General features: G+C 65.0%; 26 protein-coding genes and 1 pseudogene. 22 read left to right on the top strand and 5 right to left on the bottom strand.

Annotation, left to right across the window (positions count from 1 at the left end):
• Positions 1–8: 8 nt before the first annotated feature.
• The 3 genes from AB4Z48_RS18195 to AB4Z48_RS18185 all read right to left on the bottom strand — a co-directional run bounded on the left by AB4Z48_RS18195 (position 9) and on the right by AB4Z48_RS18185 (position 1,562).
• Positions 9–224, bottom strand: coding sequence for a hypothetical protein (locus AB4Z48_RS18195; RefSeq protein ID WP_441616381.1), 216 nt, complete (start codon positions 222–224; stop codon positions 9–11).
• Positions 225–422: 198 nt separating this feature from the next.
• Positions 423–788, bottom strand: coding sequence for a hypothetical protein (locus AB4Z48_RS18190; RefSeq protein ID WP_441616379.1), 366 nt, complete (start codon positions 786–788; stop codon positions 423–425).
• Positions 789–809: 21 nt separating this feature from the next.
• On the bottom strand, positions 810–1,562 hold the full coding sequence (locus AB4Z48_RS18185; RefSeq protein WP_441616377.1) for a S24 family peptidase: 753 nt from the start codon (positions 1,560–1,562) through the stop codon (positions 810–812).
• An 82-nt stretch (positions 1,563–1,644) separates the two neighbouring features.
• Between AB4Z48_RS18185 and AB4Z48_RS18180 the strand changes: the two genes are divergently transcribed.
• The gene (locus AB4Z48_RS18180; protein ID WP_441616375.1) at positions 1,645–1,905 is read left to right on the top strand and encodes a transcriptional regulator; all 261 of its coding nucleotides are present in this window, start codon (positions 1,645–1,647) and stop codon (positions 1,903–1,905) included.
• 44 nt (positions 1,906–1,949) lie between these two features.
• Here AB4Z48_RS18180 and AB4Z48_RS18175 read toward each other — a convergent pair whose 3' ends face one another.
• Together AB4Z48_RS18175 and AB4Z48_RS18170 are read right to left on the bottom strand one after the other, a co-directional pair.
• Entirely contained in the window at positions 1,950–2,192 is a 243-nt protein-coding gene (locus AB4Z48_RS18175) for a hypothetical protein (RefSeq protein ID WP_441616373.1), read from the bottom strand.
• A 69-nt stretch (positions 2,193–2,261) separates the two neighbouring features.
• Positions 2,262–2,459: a hypothetical protein gene (locus AB4Z48_RS18170; RefSeq protein WP_441616371.1), complete on the bottom strand. Its 198-nt coding sequence runs from the start codon at positions 2,457–2,459 to the stop codon at positions 2,262–2,264.
• A 124-nt stretch (positions 2,460–2,583) separates the two neighbouring features.
• Here AB4Z48_RS18170 and AB4Z48_RS18165 point away from each other — a divergent pair, with 124 nt between their 5' ends.
• The 21 genes and pseudogenes from AB4Z48_RS18165 to AB4Z48_RS18065 all read left to right on the top strand — a co-directional run bounded on the left by AB4Z48_RS18165 (position 2,584) and on the right by AB4Z48_RS18065 (position 16,967).
• Positions 2,584–2,931 (top strand): XRE family transcriptional regulator, encoded by a 348-nt coding sequence (locus AB4Z48_RS18165; protein WP_441616369.1) that lies wholly within the window; start codon positions 2,584–2,586, stop codon positions 2,929–2,931.
• Between the two features lie 68 nt (positions 2,932–2,999).
• On the top strand, positions 3,000–3,230 hold the full coding sequence (locus AB4Z48_RS18160) for a hypothetical protein (protein ID WP_441616367.1): 231 nt from the start codon (positions 3,000–3,002) through the stop codon (positions 3,228–3,230).
• Positions 3,227–4,180 carry a hypothetical protein gene (locus tag AB4Z48_RS18155; RefSeq protein WP_441616365.1) on the top strand — a complete coding sequence of 318 codons (954 nt, stop codon included), beginning with the start codon at positions 3,227–3,229 and terminating at the stop codon, positions 4,178–4,180. Before AB4Z48_RS18160 ends, AB4Z48_RS18155 begins: the two co-directional genes overlap by 4 nt.
• On the top strand, positions 4,177–5,571 hold the full coding sequence (gene dnaB, locus AB4Z48_RS18150; RefSeq protein ID WP_441616363.1) for a replicative DNA helicase: 1,395 nt from the start codon (positions 4,177–4,179) through the stop codon (positions 5,569–5,571). Before AB4Z48_RS18155 ends, dnaB begins: the two co-directional genes overlap by 4 nt.
• 7 nt (positions 5,572–5,578) lie before the next feature.
• Positions 5,579–6,046 (top strand): RusA family crossover junction endodeoxyribonuclease, encoded by a 468-nt coding sequence (locus tag AB4Z48_RS18145; protein ID WP_441616361.1) that lies wholly within the window; start codon positions 5,579–5,581, stop codon positions 6,044–6,046.
• Complete coding sequence (locus AB4Z48_RS18140) at positions 6,046–6,693, top strand: hypothetical protein (RefSeq protein WP_441616359.1); 648 nt, start codon at positions 6,046–6,048, stop codon at positions 6,691–6,693. Before AB4Z48_RS18145 ends, AB4Z48_RS18140 begins: the two co-directional genes overlap by 1 nt.
• An 85-nt stretch (positions 6,694–6,778) precedes the next feature.
• A complete protein-coding gene (locus AB4Z48_RS18135; protein ID WP_441616357.1) occupies positions 6,779–7,201 on the top strand; it encodes a recombination protein NinB in 423 nt (140 codons plus the stop codon).
• Positions 7,198–7,395: a hypothetical protein gene (locus AB4Z48_RS18130; RefSeq protein ID WP_441616355.1), complete on the top strand. Its 198-nt coding sequence runs from the start codon at positions 7,198–7,200 to the stop codon at positions 7,393–7,395. Before AB4Z48_RS18135 ends, AB4Z48_RS18130 begins: the two co-directional genes overlap by 4 nt.
• A complete protein-coding gene (locus AB4Z48_RS18125) occupies positions 7,392–8,006 on the top strand; it encodes a hypothetical protein (protein ID WP_441616353.1) in 615 nt (204 codons plus the stop codon). The genes AB4Z48_RS18130 and AB4Z48_RS18125 overlap by 4 nt, the downstream gene beginning before the upstream one ends.
• A 180-nt stretch (positions 8,007–8,186) precedes the next feature.
• Entirely contained in the window at positions 8,187–8,660 is a 474-nt protein-coding gene (locus AB4Z48_RS18120; protein WP_441616351.1) for a hypothetical protein, read from the top strand.
• Positions 8,661–9,039: 379 nt separating this feature from the next.
• Positions 9,040–9,489, top strand: coding sequence for a terminase (locus AB4Z48_RS18115; RefSeq protein ID WP_441616349.1), 450 nt, complete (start codon positions 9,040–9,042; stop codon positions 9,487–9,489).
• Positions 9,482–10,758: pseudogene (locus AB4Z48_RS18110) on the top strand (terminase large subunit domain-containing protein). Before AB4Z48_RS18115 ends, AB4Z48_RS18110 begins: the two are co-directional and overlap by 8 nt.
• 1 nt (position 10,759) lies before the next feature.
• A complete protein-coding gene (locus AB4Z48_RS18105) occupies positions 10,760–12,196 on the top strand; it encodes a DUF4055 domain-containing protein (protein ID WP_441616347.1) in 1,437 nt (478 codons plus the stop codon).
• Between the two features lie 3 nt (positions 12,197–12,199).
• On the top strand, positions 12,200–13,264 hold the full coding sequence (locus tag AB4Z48_RS18100; protein WP_441616345.1) for a phage minor head protein: 1,065 nt from the start codon (positions 12,200–12,202) through the stop codon (positions 13,262–13,264).
• Positions 13,265–13,339: 75 nt separating this feature from the next.
• Positions 13,340–13,945: a hypothetical protein gene (locus AB4Z48_RS18095; RefSeq protein ID WP_441616343.1), complete on the top strand. Its 606-nt coding sequence runs from the start codon at positions 13,340–13,342 to the stop codon at positions 13,943–13,945.
• A 14-nt stretch (positions 13,946–13,959) separates the two neighbouring features.
• Positions 13,960–14,931, top strand: a complete 972-nt coding sequence (locus tag AB4Z48_RS18090; protein ID WP_441616341.1) for a major capsid protein — start codon at positions 13,960–13,962, stop codon at positions 14,929–14,931.
• Between the two features lie 48 nt (positions 14,932–14,979).
• Positions 14,980–15,201, top strand: a complete 222-nt coding sequence (locus AB4Z48_RS18085; RefSeq protein WP_441616339.1) for a hypothetical protein — start codon at positions 14,980–14,982, stop codon at positions 15,199–15,201.
• A 65-nt stretch (positions 15,202–15,266) separates the two neighbouring features.
• A complete protein-coding gene (locus tag AB4Z48_RS18080) occupies positions 15,267–15,731 on the top strand; it encodes a DnaT-like ssDNA-binding protein (RefSeq protein WP_441616337.1) in 465 nt (154 codons plus the stop codon).
• Complete coding sequence (locus AB4Z48_RS18075) at positions 15,728–16,099, top strand: hypothetical protein (protein ID WP_441616336.1); 372 nt, start codon at positions 15,728–15,730, stop codon at positions 16,097–16,099. Before AB4Z48_RS18080 ends, AB4Z48_RS18075 begins: the two co-directional genes overlap by 4 nt.
• 2 nt (positions 16,100–16,101) lie before the next feature.
• On the top strand, positions 16,102–16,509 hold the full coding sequence (locus AB4Z48_RS18070; RefSeq protein WP_441616334.1) for an HK97 gp10 family phage protein: 408 nt from the start codon (positions 16,102–16,104) through the stop codon (positions 16,507–16,509).
• Positions 16,506–16,967 (top strand): phage tail terminator-like protein, encoded by a 462-nt coding sequence (locus AB4Z48_RS18065; RefSeq protein WP_441616332.1) that lies wholly within the window; start codon positions 16,506–16,508, stop codon positions 16,965–16,967. Before AB4Z48_RS18070 ends, AB4Z48_RS18065 begins: the two co-directional genes overlap by 4 nt.
• Positions 16,968–17,005: the final 38 nt, after the last annotated feature.

Below are 17,005 nucleotides of genomic sequence, written 5' to 3'. Positions count from 1 at the left end.
GCGGCTCCTTAAGCGATGGCCAGGAGACCGAGGTCGTGCAGACGCTCGGCAGCTTTCGAGCCGGCGGTGACGAACTCGCAGAACGTGTTCAGGACTTGCTCGTTCCGAGCGCGCAGGGCGCAGGCGACGTCCGGAGGCGACATGCCGAGCTTCTCAGCCGTGGCTTCCACGGCTTGCTCTCGGATCAGGTCTGCCATCTGGGGCAGGGTGAGGGTGCGGGTCACTGTCGTCTCCATCGGTTGGGGTGTCGATGGAGATCATTCTACAAATAAGTTTGTAGTTAGCGCAAGGAGAATCTACAAATAAATATGTAGTCCTACAAACGAAAAGACGCGCACCGAAAGAGGGCGCGGGTGGTGGGGCAAATTGAGGTGTAAAAAAAGCCCACCGCAGAGGGTGGGCTCGACTTGATTGCGCGATGGTTACTGCGCAAGCACGGCTGGCTCGCAGCTCTTAATCGTAGTCATCCAGGCTTCGTTGAAGCCGATGGTCGAGTAGACCTTCATCTCTGTCGCCTGCGGGCCCGTCGCCGAAAACATGAACGTGGCGAAGGTGCCAAGGTCATGGTTCCAGGTGATGAGTGCCTCTTTGCGCGCCTTGTCGTTCGATAGCTTGATCTGGCCCGGCTGGCCCGCACGGATCTGACGCGCCTCGATGCATTGCGCGACCTCTAGGTAATCCCCGCGCAGCGTTTCGGTGCGCACCGGGGTCTGCTTGTCCAGGTCGTGCATGGTCATGCAGCCGGCCGCGCCAGCCGCAACGATGGGAAGTAGCAGAAGTGCTCGCATGTGGGTCTCATTGTCCGCGCTTTACAGGCGCGTCTTGATCTTTCGCGCGGGAACGGGGTGCGCGATGTAATAGACCCAAGTCACGTCTTCCAGGTCGTAGGTCAGAACTTGGGGGTCGTTATAACTGCCCAGGCGAAGGCCGGCGCGGCGTGAGAGTAGGCGCTTGATCATCGTCTCGCCGGTAGCCAGACGCACGAGCACATCGTCCTCAATCTCTGGCTCGGTGCCGGGTTCGACAAGTGCAAATTCGCCGGGATTGAACCGCGGCACCATCGATGTCCCGACAACTGGCGTCAGGAATGCATGGGGGTCCGGACTTGCAATCTCTGCGTACTGATCTGTTGCTCCCACTGGGTAATCACCATCCGTCCAAATACGATCAGGAAGGCCCCCCGTTGCCCTCCCCACAACAAACACGCGCCTGAACTTCGCTGTGTCCGCCGGGTAGCTGAGCGGAGTCGGCTGGGGTGCACTTGAAGGCTCATTGTAAGCCTCGGTTGTCACAGGATTGTCACCCGCCTTTGGAGGGGTGCTCCTCACCTTCGGCTTATTCGGGCCGCCGTAAGCGAGCCAGTTGACGTCGCAATTGAGCACCTCTGCGAGGCGGACGGTGTACTTGCTGGACCGGGCGTTTTTGTTGGGGTCCAGCAGGTGCTGGATGTTCTGAGGCTTGCATCCATGACCGACTCGGCGTGCGAGTTCGCTTTGATCGGTGTGAGGGTCGAGGCCCGCGCATTTCATAGCCCAGGCGAGTCGTTCGGCGTACGTGTTCATAACAAGGCATTTTGTAGCCTTGCCTTGCAAAAAGGTTTGTAGAGTGCTACAAATACGTTTGTAGACAACGCGCTCACTCACCATGACCGAAGCCCTCTCTGGCCCGCTCGACATCGCCATTTCAATTGCTGGATCGCAAACGAAGCTCGCAGCTGAGCTCGGCGTCTCCCAGCAAAACATTTCCAATTGGGTGAAGTCTGGCATCCCCCAAGACAAGCGACCCGTGATCGCACGGAAGCTGGAGCGACTCACCGGCGGCCGAGTGACCCGCCAGATGGTCTGCCCCGACGACTGGGCGGAAATCTGGCCGGAGTTGGCAGATGTCCCAGCCCATCCTGCCTGACGGGGAGACGACGATGCAAAACCAGAGGGTCGTTGCGTGCCTGCTCAGTTCGGCTGATCCGGATTCTGAGGGGCGAGATTCGCCATCGCCTGAAGTTGTCCGGCTTGTTTGGAAAGGTCTTCTAGCAAGGCGGGAAGCAATTCTCGCGGGATCGCAATCCACGGCGTTGCGTACAGATCGTCGTCGCCAGGGGTCGGAGTGAATTGGATCCTGAGTTTGACCGAATCGAGCAGTGGCTCCAGTTCGGTCTGGAAGTTTGAGTAATAGGTAACGGTGTTTTGGTCCATACGTCGCCTCCAAGGCTGTCAATCGGTGTGTGAGAGCTTCGATTGTAGCCACGGCGACGGATGGGCCTCCTAACTCTCCGGGTCCTCTTTGGCGACCTGAACCATGGCCTGCGTCCCGATCAGCTCTTTTCTGAACGCCGTCATCCAGGGATCGCCAACGACGATCGGTCCGCTGCACAAGCGGCAGGTCTTGGCAGCGGCGGGGACGTCCGTCTGGTTTCCGCAGCTCGCGCAGTGCGGGATCTCGATGGGCTTGGATTTGGGCATGGCCGGGTTCCATGTGGTGACGTAGGGAAAGTTTAGCGGGCATCGCTCTGATGCCTTTCTTTTTACGCAATGCCCAACCGGTTATTCAACCGGTTACGCGATGAATTTTCACTAAGGAGGCTGTGTGGACGAACTCAGGCTGCTGGGCGGTGTGGTCAACGGGCCGGCGTTCCTGCCAGCCGAGATCATCGACGGGTGCGCCTCGTATCGCCAGGCGGTGCGGGCGTCATGGCTGCATCGCCGGATCAACGCGATGACCCAGCGCACGCTCGCCGAGCGGACCGAGTGCTATGCGTCCCACGTCTCCGACTACCTGCATGCCGACGACCGGTCCACCCGCCGCAACCTACCTGCCGAGAAGCTGAACTTGTGGGCGGCTGCCGTCGGGAACTGGGGCGTCCAGCAGTGGCTGATGCATCAGGCGAAGTTGACGCTGATGGAAGAGGTGATCGCAGCTCGCGCTGCGGCTTGAGCCTGGAGCGCCTCAAGGCGCCCGGGATGCGGTAACGGCAGTACTTGAACCGGACATCCGGGGGAATCATGGAACAGCTCTCTGGCCAGCAATGGCCCAGGCGGCGCGCCAGCGGCAACGGCCGGCGCCGCGTCATCACAGCGGCCGCGCTGACCGCGGCGGATCGCCTGAAGTCTCACATCGACGAGCTCTGCCACCGCATGACCGTGGCCGACTCGCGCGCCGTGCGCATGCAGCTCTGCGTCGAGCTGAAGCAGGCCATCGCTGAGCACCTGGCATTGTCCCGGAGCACAGCATGACCAAGGACGGGCAAAAGAGTGCGCCGAAGAACCGCTATCGCAAGATCGAGGTCCGCATGTGGGGTGACGAGCGATTCCGCGCGTTGTCACCTTTGCAGCCTTGCGGTCAAGGCCTGTGGGTATTCCTGCTGACGGGCCCTCATACCGGGCCGATCCCCGGCCTATTCCGAGCCGGCCGGGCAGCCATGGCGGAGGAACTCGACTGGGACGTCGAAGCCTTCGAGGAAGCCTTCGGGGAAGTCTTCCAGCAAGGGATGGCGAAAGCTGATTGGAAGGCTAAGGTCGTGTGGATTCCAAAGGCGATCCAGTGCAATCGCCCGGAGTCCCCCAACGTGGTGCTGTCCTGGGGCGGAGAGTGGGACCTGATTCCCGAGTGCGACCTCAAGCGGGAAGCCTATGAAGCGCTGAAGGCCAGTATTTACGGGCTTGGAGAGAGTTTCGCCAAGGCTTTCGATAAGGCTTTCGGTAAGCCTTCCGAGAAGCCTTTGCCTATGCCATACGGTAAGACATGCGCTAATCAGGAGCAGGAGCAGGAGCAGGAGCAGGAGCAGGATAAAAGAAGTAACCCTGACGGGTTACTCGTCGACAGCGAGTCCGCTGCCGACTTGACCCTAATCGCCGGCGGGGCAAAGACCACCCGCCCTGACTGCCCGCATCAGGAAATCATCGGGCTCTACCACGAGCTGCTGCCGATGGGCCGTGCGGTTCGTGACTGGACGCCTGCTCGAGCTGCCCATCTGCGCACCCGGTGGAACGAAGACCCCAAGCGGCAAAACCTCGAGTACTGGCGCCGGTTCTTTGGCTATGTCGCCGGCTCTGCATTCCTGACCGGCAAGGTTTCGCCGCGCGATGGCCGAAAGCCCTTCCTGGTCAGCTTGGACTGGATCGTCAAGGCTGAGAACTTCGCCAAGATCCGCGAGGGGCAGTACCACGAGGACGCAGCAGCATGAACACGCCCGAGGACTTCCCCCAGGCGCGCGCGCTGTTCAGCGTGGAAGCCGAGCAGGCGGTGCTGGGCGGCCTGCTGCTCGACAACAATGCCGTCGACCGCATCAACGGCCTCGACCCGGCGCACTTCTACCGCGAGGACCACCGCGCCGTCTTCGTGGCCATCCTGCAGCTCGTTGTTTCGAACCGTCCTGCCGACGTGGTGACCGTGTTCGAGCGCCTGCAGTCGGAAGGGCGGGCCGAGCGCGTGGGCGGCCTGCCGTACCTCACCGAGCTGGCGCATCGCACGCCCAGCGCCGCGAATATCTCGCGCTATGCCGAGATCGTGCGCGACCGCGCCATGCTGCGCGAGACCGCCAGCGCAGCGCGCAAGGTGCTCGAGATGGTCGAGACCCCGAGCGCATTGAAGGGCGCGGAGATCCTCGATCGCGCACAGGCACTGCTGTCCGGCCTGGCGCAAATCGGCGTGCGCCGCGAGCCCAAGATGCTGCGCGAGCTGATGGCCGAGTTCTGCGATGCCGTCGACGCCCGCGCTCACGGCAGCGGCGAGACGGCGATCTCGACCGGGCTGGATTCGCTCGACCGTGCACTGAACGGCGGCCTGCGCCGGGGCAACCTGGTGATCGTCGCCGGCCGGCCTTCGATGGGCAAGACGGCGCTGACCACCGACATCGGCCTGAACATCTCGACCGACTACGGCGTGCTGCTCCTGTCGATGGAGATGTCCGACCAGGAGATCGTCGCGCGCTCGGTGGCCAGCCGCGGCGACATCGCGCTGTCGCACCTGTTGGGCCGCCTCAACCCGAACGACACCACCTCGTGGCAGAAGCTGACCGCATCGATCCAGCACATCGACGGGCTCAACTTTGCGGTCGACGACTCGCCTGCGCTGACGCTGCTCGAGGTGCGGATGAAGGCGAAGGCCCACCAGCGCAAGCACGGCCTGGACGTGCTGATCGTCGACTACCTCGGCCTGATGACTGGCGGCGAGGAAAAGATGCGCACGCAGCAGATCGGCGCCTACTCGCGCGGGCTGAAGGCGCTGGCCAAGGAACTGAACGTGCCGGTGGTGGCGCTCGCGCAGCTCAGCCGCAAGAACGAAGACCGCCCGGACCGGAAGCCGATCCTGTCCGACCTGCGCGACTCGGGCGACATCGAGCAGGACGCCGACGTGGTGATGTTCGTGCACCGGCCGGAGATGTACGAGCCGAACAACACCGAGCTGAAGGGCTACGCCGAGGTGCTGATCCGCAAGCAGCGCAACGGCGCGCTCAGCGACGTGCCGTTGCTCTACCGCGGCGCCGTGACCAAGTTCGAAGAATGGACCGGGCCGCTGCCGATGCTGTCGGCGGGCCCGGCCGTGCGCAAGCGCGGCATTGCCGCAGACCTGTGAGGAAACCATGACCCAGATCATCCTGACCCTGCCGTATCCCGTGAGCGCCAACCGCTACTGGCGCACCTACATGCCCAAGGGCTTCAAGGCGCCGGTGACGACGCTGAGCCAGGAGGCCAAGGATTACAAGACCGAAGTGGGCTGGCTGGCCAAGGCCGCCGGCGTCCGCGCGCCGCTGGCCTGCCGCGTTGCCATCGCCTACAGGCTGTTCCCGAAGCGCCCGCTGGACTGGCAGAAGCGCATGGCCAAGGACCCGCTGCATTGGGACGACGGCGTGCAGTGCATCGACTTGGACAACGCGCAGAAGGTGCTACTGGACGCGCTGAAGGGTGTGGTGATCCAGGACGACGGCTGGCAGGTGCGCCGGATCTCCGCCGAGCGGGCAGAGCCGGACGGCGACGCGCGCCTGGTGGTTACGATCACGCCGCTCATGACGGACTCGCCGCAGGCTGGACTGTTCGGGGAGGCAGCGTGATGGACACCGAACCGAAAGCCACTGTCGCGGAGCTGCTGCACGCCGCCTTCCTCCGCGGCGAGAAGATCGCGCCGCCCGAGTTCGCCAAGCGCATCGGAGTCTCCCGGGTGGCGGTGTGCAACGCTCTGAGGGAGCACTTCGCCGGGCTGCTCCGGGAAGAACAACCCAACGGCACCAGGATCGGCGGACTGCTGGTTTGCATCAGCATGGAGGAAATGCGGAACTGGAAGCCGCGTTCGCGGCCGGCACCAGCACAGTCCGCGCCGGCCGTGCCGCTCTCCCAGGCGCTGCGAGCCGCCTTCCTGCGTGGCGAGAAGGTGGTGGCCTCAACGTTCTCCGAGCGCGGCGGCTACACGCGCCAGGGGACGAGCGATGCACTCAAGCGGATGAGCCAGCGCGGGATGATCTCGTTCGAAATGGTGCGTCCCAATGGGCGCGGCAATGCGGCCATGGTCTGGACGTGCATTGATGAGAAGGCGATGCAGGCCTACCAGCCGATGGAGCCAGGGAAGCACGTTCGCTTTGTGGGTGGTGGCGCAGGATTCTCCGCGCTGCTCGACGTGTGGGGCATCGAGCTGGTCGACATCGCGCTGCCCTGTGTGCAGCACCGCATCGATGTGCCTGAAGACGAGATGGAGGTGTCCTGATGGACGATTACATGATGGGCTGGGTTGTCGTGGTGCTGGTGCTCATGGGCGGGCTGCTGCTCTGGTCGTGGGGGAGGAAGGGCTGATGAGCACCCTGTACCGCGAGTTCACGCTGAAGAGCCCGGGCATCTGGCCGACGGTTCTGGCGTTCATCAAGGCCAACGCGGCGGCGTTCGCCGAGAAAGGCAAGCCACTGCGGATCATCGTGACGGCCGAAGAGCGTCGGCGCACCACGGAGCAGAACGGCTTCTACTTCGGGCCGGTGCTACGCGACGTCGAGGAACAGGCTTGGATCGATGGGCAGCAGTTCAAGCGCGCCACCTGGCACGAGTACTTCGCCGACCTGTTCGCGCCGAAGGTGGAGATCGCGCTGCCCGACGGCCGGCTCTTCACGCGCCGCAAGTCGACATCGGAATTCTCGGTGGCGGAGTTCAGCGAGTACGTGACTAAGGTCCAGGCTCATGCGGCGAATGAGTTCGGGGTCAGCTTTGACGGGGTCCACGGATGACCCTGCCGGCCCACATGTTCCGGGACCCGGCCGAGGTCTACGAGCGCAACGAGGCGCGCAGCTGCAAGGGCTGCGTCTACGAGAAGACTGCGCGGCTGATGGGCACGACGCACACGGTCTGCACGAAGCTGCTGCGGGGCGGCAAACGAAGGAACCACGGCAAGCGTTGCCAGTTCTACGGGGAGAGGGGATGACGGAAGCGATTTTCAAGACGACGAGCCAGGCGCTCCATGTGGCCTACCTGGTGCTGTCCATGCCGCCGCGGCAGGGCGCGCCATTCCGGAACATGCTGATCCGGCTGCTGGAGGACCTGGACCACCCGACCCGCCAGCAGGATGTATGGCTGCAGCAACTGCGCGGCGTGGCCAGCGGCAGCACGATCAACTTCAGCGGGCTGTCGCCGGACGAGATCCGCGCGCAGTGCAGCATGATCACGGCGGCCGTGCGCGACCGGTTGCCGGAGCCAGAGCGCAACGTCATCTGGGCGCGGTATGCCTACCAGCTCGAGCGCGCCGCCGGCGTGCGTGGCCTGGCCGGCTACTACCAGGGCCTGATCGGCGTGGGCAACGACTTGGCCATGCTGGCGCTGGTCTGGCGTCGGTACGCGGGGCGGGAGAGGGCGGATCAGGATTTCTCGTTCCGGCAGATCGCGGCCGAGTGCGGCGGAAGCAAGAGCACCTATGAGCGGGCGAACAAGGTGTTGGTCGCCCACCTGCGGGCGCTGGAGCAGCGGGCCGACGAGACGCTGACGGACAGTTTCCGGGCTCACGGCGTGATCGAGGACGATTCCTTACAGGCAGCTTGAGTTTCTGGGACAGTTGGCATAGTATTTGTCCAGACTCGCCACCAGAGTCACAAAAGCCCGCATGGCTCGCCCAGCGGGCTTTTTCAATTGGGCGGTCCTATCGCGGGTCGACTGGACTTCGCTGGGCGCACGCGTTCGTTCCGCTAGAATCTTTCCTCCGACAAATGAGGAGAAGACCTGGTGGGAACATTCGAATCAGCAAGAACTAGCCTAGGCTACGCCGTGACCAAAGCGGCAAAGACGATTGACGACCTCCGAAGCCAAGCGGAGGAGGTGAGGAAGGCAGCAGCTGAGGCTCTCGATGTTGCGCCTGAACTCGTCTTCCTGGCAAACAACGAGAGCGGCAGCGTCCACAAGGTCAAATCGAGGCACGAACTTACCGAGTTCAGGGGTGATGGCGGACTCGATTTCGCTATCCTTGTCGAATGCTATATTCAGAGCGTTGGCACCGTTGAAATGACGGTCGATGTGAGCCTAAAAGAGACTCGGTACGGTATCGAGGTTACATGCTCGGGCGAGAGTTATGCTGTTCCCAACGGTGGAGTCGAACACACTGCGCAACGGATCTCATTTCTTGTGAATAGGGCCGCTTTAAGTTGGACCCCTTCCCTTTCTGAAGTCGCAGAGAAGAAGTTCAAGCAGGTCAGAGTCTGAGACACTCGCAAGCAAATAGAAGCCCGTACTAGCGGGCTTTTTCTTTTGGAGCGGCCATGTTCTCACCTCTTGCATTCGCCTTGTGGCTCGGCGTCTGGGTGCGGGCGTGCTGCCCGGCCATCGCGGCAGAACCGCATCCCCTGGGCGACAGCACCGAGCCCCAATCCTGAATTCGTGTCCCTGCGGGCACAACCGTCTCGATAACAGTCGAGGTCACCCCCGGCCGGCGGTGGGGCAAAACACCGGCAGCCGCTGACGTGAGCGTAAGCCATGTCTCCTCCCCCGCAGTGGGGCTTTCTGGCGACGGGCAGCGGCACCCCCCCAATCTCACACACGCGGAGTCGATGCCGGCGGCGTCGTTCCCTGAGGGACCGCGCATATGGCAAGACCTTCCAGTTTCAAGCCGGAGTTTGCTGAGCAAGCCCGGAAGCTGACCCTACTCGGCGCCACCAATGACGAGCTCGCCGACTTCTTTGGCGTGAGCACCGCCACCCTGCGGAAGTGGAGCGCCGACTACCCCGAGTTCCTGCTCGCCATAAAAATGGGCAAGTCGCTGGCCGACGCCAACGTGGCGGAGCGGCTCTACCAGCGCGCATGTGGCTTCGAGCACGACGATCTCGACATCCGGGTGGTGGGCGGCAAGATCCGCAAGACCAAGATCCGGAAGTACTACCCGCCTGACACCGCGGCGGCGTTCATCTGGCTGAAGAACCGCCAGCCGGCGAAGTGGCGCGACAAGACGGACCCGAAGGATGGGGACGACGTGCCGCCGCCGGTATCGGTCACGGTCAACGTGCACGACGCCAGCAAGCCCGAGCCCAATGCCTAGCCTCAACGTCCCGCAGTCGCGCTTCCTGGCGCTGCCGCACAAGTTCAAGGCGTTCGTGGCGGGCTTCGGCTCGGGCAAGACGTGGGTGGGCGGCGCCGGGCTGTGCCGGCATGCATGGGAGTTCCCGCGCATCAATGCCGGCTACTTCGCGCCGACCTACGGCCAGATCCGGGACATCTTCTATCCCACGATCGAGGAAGTGGCGGCCGACTGGGGCCTGATCGCGAAGGTGAACACCTCCAACAAGGAGGTTCACCTGTACAGCGGGCGCCGGTACCGCACCACGATCATCTGCCGGTCGATGGACGACCCGGGCAAGATCGTCGGCTTCAAGATCGGTAAGGCGCTGGTCGACGAGCTCGACGTCATGCGCAAGATCGAGGCAGAGACGGCGTGGCGCAAGATCATCGCGCGGATGCGCCAGGTCGCGCCCGGGCTGCTGAACGGCATCGACGTCACGACGACGCCCGAGGGCTTCAAGTTCGTCTACGAGCAGTTCGTCAAAGCGGTGCGGGAGAAGCCCGAGCTGCGCGCGCTCTACGGTCTGGTGCAAGCCAGCACCTACGAGAACGCCAAGAACCTGCCGGACGACTACATCTCGTCGCTCCGCTCGTCCTACCCGGCGCAGCTGATCGCGGCCTACCTGAAGGGACAGTTCGTCAACCTGACGGCCGGCAGCGTCTATGCCGAGTTCAACCGGCGCTGAACCACACCGACGAGGCGATGGCGGAGGGCGAGCCGCTGCATGTGGGCCTCGACTTCAACGTGCTGAAGATGGCCGCGATCATCTACGTTATCCGTGGTGGCCGGCCCCGCGCGGTGGCCGAGCTGACTGGCGTGCGCGACACGCCGGAGATGGCGCGCCTGCTGAAGGAACGGTACCGGGACAAGGGCCACAACGTGGTGATCTACCCGGACGCCAGCGGCCGCGCCACCAGCAGCAAGAGTGCCAGCGAGTCGGACCTGTCCATCCTGCGCGCGGCTGGCTTCCTGGTGCGCGTGGGCACGACCAACCCGGCGGTGAAGGATCGCGTCTCGTCGGTCAATGCCCTGATCCTGAACGACCAGGGCGAGCGCCGGTTGCTGGTCAACACGCACCTGTGCCCGGTCTACACCGAGGCGCTGGAGCAGCAGCCCTACGACAAGAACGGCGAGCCCGACAAGACTACCGGGCACGACCACCCGAACGACGCCGGCGGCTATCCGCTGGTCAACCTGTGGCCGATCGTCAAACCGACGGCCCAACGCACGAAGCTCCAAGGCGCCTGACATGCCCGTTGACACCAAGCACCCCGACTACACCGCGGCCCTGCCCAAGTGGCAGAAGTGCCGCGACCTGGTCAAGGGCGAGGAAGCCGTGCATGCCAAGGGCGAGGTCTACCTGCCGAAACTGTCGGGCCAGGACGACGACGCGTATGGCGCGTACAAGATGCGCGCCATGCTCTACAACGCCACTGGCCGGACGCTGGAGGCGCTGACCGGCCTCGTGTTCCGCCGGCCGCCGACACTGGAGCTGCCCGCTGGCATGGCCGCGGTGCAAGACGACGCCGACAGCGCCGGCACGCCGCTGCTGACGCTCTGCGAGCGCGTCGTGGACGAGCTGCTGCAGGTGGGCCGCTTCGGCCTGCTGGTCGACTATCCGACGCAGCAGAACGGCGCGATCACCGTCGGCCAGGCCGAGAGCATGGGCCTGCGCCCGTTCGCGGCGGTGTACACGACCGAGGCGATCATCAACTGGTCGACCGGCCGTGTAGGCAACCAGACCGTGCTGACCCAGGTGGTGCTGGTCGAGTCGGTCGAGGTGCGGACCGACGAGTTCACGGTGGAGTCCAAGCCGCAATACCGCGTGCTGGACCTGCTCGACGGCGTCTACCGCGTGCGCTTGTACCGTCCCGACATCGCACAGAACGTGCCGGTGAGCGAGATCTTCCCGCTGATGCAGGGCAAGCCGATGGGCTTCATCCCGTTCGTGATCTGCAACCCGAACGGCATCAGCTGGGTGGTGGCCAAGCCGCCGATGCTGGACCTGGTCAACGTCAACCTGTCGCACTACCGCGGCACGGCCGACTATGAGCACGGCCTCCACTTCACCGGCCTGCCGACCGCTGTCATCACCGGGCACTCGTCGCAGGGCGTGAATGACGACGGCACGGTCAGCAATGAGATGTGGTCCATCGGCTCGGGCGAGGTGTGGGTACTGCCCGAACAGGGCGCCAATGCGTTCTACCTCGAGTTTCAGGGCGCCGGCCTGACGCAGCTGAAGGACGCGCTGCAGGGCAAGATCGAGATGATGGTGACGCTCGGCGCGCGCATGCTGGCGCAGGAGAAGAAGCAAGCCGAGGCCGCGCAGACAGCCGAGATCCACCGATCCGGCGAGAACAGCGTGCTGGCCTCGGTGGCCAACGCGGCCAGCGCGGCGATCACCCGCGCGCTGGAGTGGATGCGCGACTGGATGGGGCAGGGCGGTGACGTCGGCGCGCGCCTGAACACCGACTTCCTGCCCACCGGCCTCACTGCGCAGGAGATCACGGCGCTGGTGGCTGCGTGGATGCAGGGGGCGATCAGCTGGGAATCGCTGTTCGACAACCTGGTGCGCGGTGAGGTGGTGGCCGACGGCACCACGGCGGACGACGAGCGGGCGCGGATCGATGCCGGCATGCCTGCGCTGGCGCCGCGCTCGGCCACGCCCCCGGCTGGCGGGGAGTAACCCATGCCGCGCAACCTCTCGGAGATCCTGGCTGCGCAAGCTGTCTCCCGGCAGCTGGACCTGAATCGTGTGATCGGCCACGAGTCCAACCTCGTGCTGACGGTGATGGAAGGCCTGCTCGCCGACGTCGAGAAGAAGATCGGCGCCCGAGCGCTGACCGACTTCCAGAAGGACCGGCTGAATCGCCTGCTCTCCGATGTGCGCGGGCTGGTGTCCGACAGCTACGACCAGATGCAGGGCGACCTGTTCGGCGATCTGAAGGATCTGGGCCAGCAGGAGACGAAGTGGGTGCTGTCGAGCACGAACGGCGCCGTTGGCGTCGACCTGATGCAGTCGCTCGCGCCCACGGTCACACTGCGCGCGCTGGTGGATACCGGCCTGTTCCAGGGCGCGCCGCTGGGCGATTGGCTGGCGCGGCAGGCTGGCGACACCGCGTTCCGCTTCGTCAACGAGATCCGCATGGGCGTGGCCGCTGGCGAGACCAACGCCAAGATCGTGCAGCGCATCGGTGGCTCGACGCGCAAGGGCCTGACCGGCGTCATCGAGACCAGCCGGCGCAATGCGGAGGCGCTGGTGCGCACGGCGGTGCAGACGGTCAGCAACCGTGCGCGCGAGCTGACGTGGGCAGAGAACGACAGCCTGGTGAAGGGCAAGCAGCAGGTCAGCACGCTGGACGGCCGCACGTCGGACATATGCATCGCCTACTCGGGCGCGTCGTGGGACCTGCAAGGCAAGCCAATCAACGGCACCGTGCTGCCCTACAACGGCGGGCCGCCGCGGCACTTCAACTGCCGGAGCACGATCATCCCGCTCCTGCGGTCGTTCCGTGAGCTGGGGCTGGATGCGGACGAGTTCTCGCCCAGCACGCGCGCCAGCATGGACGGGCAGGTCGCTGCCGACCTCTCGTTCTCGGACTTCCTCGCCGGCAAGGGCAAGGCGTTCCAGGACGAGGCGCTCGGCAAGGGCCGCGCCGAGATGTGGCGCACTGGAAAGATCACGCTGGCGCAGCTGCTCGACCAGCGCGGCAATCCGCTGACGCTGGTGCAGCTGCGCGCCAAGTACGAATAACCGACGCCCGCCGGCCGAGCCGCGCGGGCGTTTTTCATTGGGGCCGAGCCCCGCAACCCATCCCTGAGGGAAACCATGCCACTGGACCGCAAAGACCCCGAGGTCATCGCACTGATCGAGGAAGTGACGGCTGCCGCGACCGAGGCGCTGAGCGCCAAGAACCGCGAGCTGCTGGGCGAGGTCAAGACGCTGAAGGTGAAGGCCAAAGGCGCCGAGATCGACCCGGCAGAGCACGCCGCTCTACAGCAGCAGATCGAGGACCTGACGGCCAAGCTGGACAAGGCCGTGAAGGACGGCGCCAAGACGGTCGAGAAGCTGACGCAGGACCTGGCCACGAAGGACGGCGCCCTGTCGCAGCACCTGATCGACGGCGGCCTGACCGACGCGCTGGCGAAGTCCGGCGTCGCCCCGCAGTTCATGGACGCGGCCAAGGCCCTGCTGAAGGGCGCGGCCACGATCAAGGACGGCGCGGCGGTGATCGGCGACAAGGCGCTCGGCGATCACGTCAAGGAGTGGGCGGCCAGCGACCAAGGCAAGCACTTCGTTGCGGCGCCTGCGAACGGTGGGGGCGGTGCCCCCGGTGGCAACGGCAACAACAATCCCCCGGCGGGCAACATGGGCGGCACGCGCGAAGAGCGCAAGGCAGCCCTCGCCGCCAAGTATCCCGAACTTCAGAAATAGCGAGGTCTTGAATCATGTCCCTGTCGCAAATGCAGGTCTTCAACAAGTACTTCATGCCCGCGATCATCGAGACGCTGGCGCAGGAAGTCGACAAGTTCAACGCCGCATCGCGCGGCACCATCCGGCTGACCACGGACGGCTTCGAGGGCGACTTCCTGCAGGAATCGTTCTTCGCGTCGATCCACTCGGCCCGCCGCCGCGTGAACCGCTACGCCGCGCAGGCCGCCGCCACGGCGACCGACCTGACGCAGCTCAAGCGCTCGTCGGTGAAGATCGCCGGCGGCTTCGGCCCGATCCGCTACGAGCCGTCGCAGATGACGTGGCTGGAGAAGCCGAGCGCCGAAGGCATCGAGGTGGCCAGCCGCAACTTCGCCGAGGCGCTGCTGCAGGACCAGCTCAACACCGCGATCGCGTCGCTGGTCGCGGCCCTGAGCAACGTCGCTGCGGTCACCAACGACGTGAGCGCGACTGCCGGCATCAGCCAGGGCGTGCTGAACAGCACCTATGCCAAGTTCGGCGACCGCTCGCCGCTGATCCTGGCCAACGTGATGACCGGCGAGGTCTATCACAAGCTGATCGGCCAGAACCTCACCAACGCCCAGAATCTGTACGCGGCCGGTGGCGTGCAGGTGATCGACATCCTGGGCCGCGCGCACATCGTCACCGATGCGCCGGCGCTGTACCAGGCAGGCACGCCCAACAAGCAGAAGGTGCTAGGCCTGGTGGATTCGGCCGCGATCGTGCATGACGGCAGCGACGTCATCACGAACATCCAGACCACCAACGGCCAGACGCGCATCGAGACCACGATGCAGATCGACTACTCGTTCGCGCTGGGCCTGAAGGGCTTCACGTGGGACGAGGCCAACGGCGGCAAGTCGCCGTCGGACGCGGCGCTGGCCACTGGCACCAATTGGGACCAGATCGTGACCAGTATCAAGGACGTTGCCGGCGTGATCGCCATCGGCGACCAGTCCAAGAACTGATGACCCCGGGCCCTTCGGGGCCTGGCCATCGCACTGACGAGAGCGACCATGGAAAAAGAAGTGAACGACATCTGGTATCTGGCGGGCCCGTTCTTCCGCTACGAGCAGGACGTGAAGGCCGAGGCGCGCCGCGCTGGCCTGCGCATCATCGACGCCAACGTGACCGACGACCGCACCGGCGAGGCCGACAAGGTGCCGAAGGTCACCCTGAAGCCGGAGTACCGACCGGCCAAGCCCGAGGCCGACAAGGTGCTGAAGGATCCCGCCTGATCAGCGTCTGCTGACCATTGCCGCTTCTGACGGGGCGGCTCTGGTGAGCTGATGAAGGAACGAACATGGCAATCGTTGTCGAAGACGGCACCGGCAAGCCCGATGCTAATAGCTACGTGAGCGTGGCCGAGGCTGACGCCTACCACGCGGATCGCGGTAATACCGCCTGGGCCAGCGCCACGGCCAAAGAGGCCAAGCTGATCAACGCCACCGCCTACGCGGACAGCATGTATCGCTTCCAGGGGCAGGCGGCCGGCACCACGCAGGCGCTGGAATGGCCGCGCGCTGGCGTGACTGGCATCCCGAAGCGCGTGAAGGACGCAGTGTGCGAGCTGGCGCTGCGCGCGCTGGCCGGGCCGCTGGCTGCGGACGTCAAGCCCGACCAGGTCACCGAGACGACTGTCGGCCCGATCACCAAGAAATACGGCGCCCAGCGCAACGACGGCCGCGTGCGCTATCCGCTGGTCGACGGCCTGCTGCGCCCGCTGCTGCTGGTGACGGGCGGCAATGTCCCGCTCCTGCGCGTATGACGATCTACGATGAAATGGCCGCGATGGCCGACGAGCTGCTGCGCGAGTTCGGCAAGGCGCTGGTGCTGCGCCGCGTGACGGCCGGCACCTATGACCCGGGCTCGAGCTCGGCCCAGCCGGCAACCGCCGACTATCCCGCGACCGGCGCTCTGTTCGACTATGCGCTGCTGGCCGCCGGCCAGACGTTCCTCGCCGACACGGTGATCCAGGTGGGCGACAAGCAGTGCCTGATGTCGCCCGCCGCCGTGCCGCTGCCTGTCACTGGCGACTTGGTGATCGACGGCGCCGACACGTGGCAGGTGCAGAACGTGAAGGCGGTGAACCCGGCCGGCACCCCGGTGCTGTACGAGTTGCACGTGAGGCGCTGACCATGGCCCAGAACGACGAGTTCCGGCGGAAGTTCGCCGCCTTCGTGGAGCGCGCCAAAGGCAATCAGCAGCAGGTGGTGCGCAAGGTCGGGCTGGACCTCCTGAGCAGCCTGGTGCTCAAGTCGCCAGTCGACACGGGGCGCTTTCGCGGCAACTGGCAGGTGCAGTACGCGCTGGCACCCAAGACGCTCGATCTGGTGGACCGCGCCGGCACGTCGACGATCTCGGCCGCCGCGCTGGACCTCTCGCATCTCCAGGTCGGCGAGACGGTCTACCTGATCAACCATCTGCCGTATGCCGTGCCGCTGGAGTACGGCCATTCGCAGCAGGCGCCCGCCGGCATGGTGCGCATCACCCTGACCGAATTCGACCAGTACCTGACCCGCGCGGTGGGAGATCTGAAGCAATGAGCAATGCACTGGTGCGCAAGGGCCTGGAGACGCGGCTGAACGCCATGGCCCCGGCGCTGGCCACCGCCTGGCAGAACGTCTCGTTCAAGCCCCCGCCGGGCACGCCGTATCAAGAGGTGCACCTGCTATGGGGCGCGCCTGAGAATCCAGCCTTCGGCAGCTATTACCGTGAGGTGGGCGTGTTCCAGGTCTCGCTGATGTATCCGCAAGGCACTGGGCCGGCCGCCGCAGATGCGCGCGCCGCCGCGGTCCGTGACTGGTTCAAGCGCGGCACCACCATCCACGTCTTCCCGGACGGCGCCTCGATGGTGCTCGACTTCGTGAACCAGGTGTACCAGCTCGATCCGGGCCTCGACGTCATCATCGAGCGCACGCCGGCCATCGCCGACGGTTACCAGGACGGCGACCGCTGGCGCGTGCCGATCAGCATCCCATTCTTCGCCAGCGTCTCGGGTTGACGCCGGCCAGCATCATCAACGCCTCGCCTCGCGCGGGG

Source organism: Cupriavidus sp. 2TAF22, from assembly GCF_052115045.1.
Taxonomy (GTDB): Bacteria; Pseudomonadota; Gammaproteobacteria; order Burkholderiales; family Burkholderiaceae; genus Cupriavidus.
This window is presented reverse-complemented; position numbering and strand designations above follow the sequence as displayed.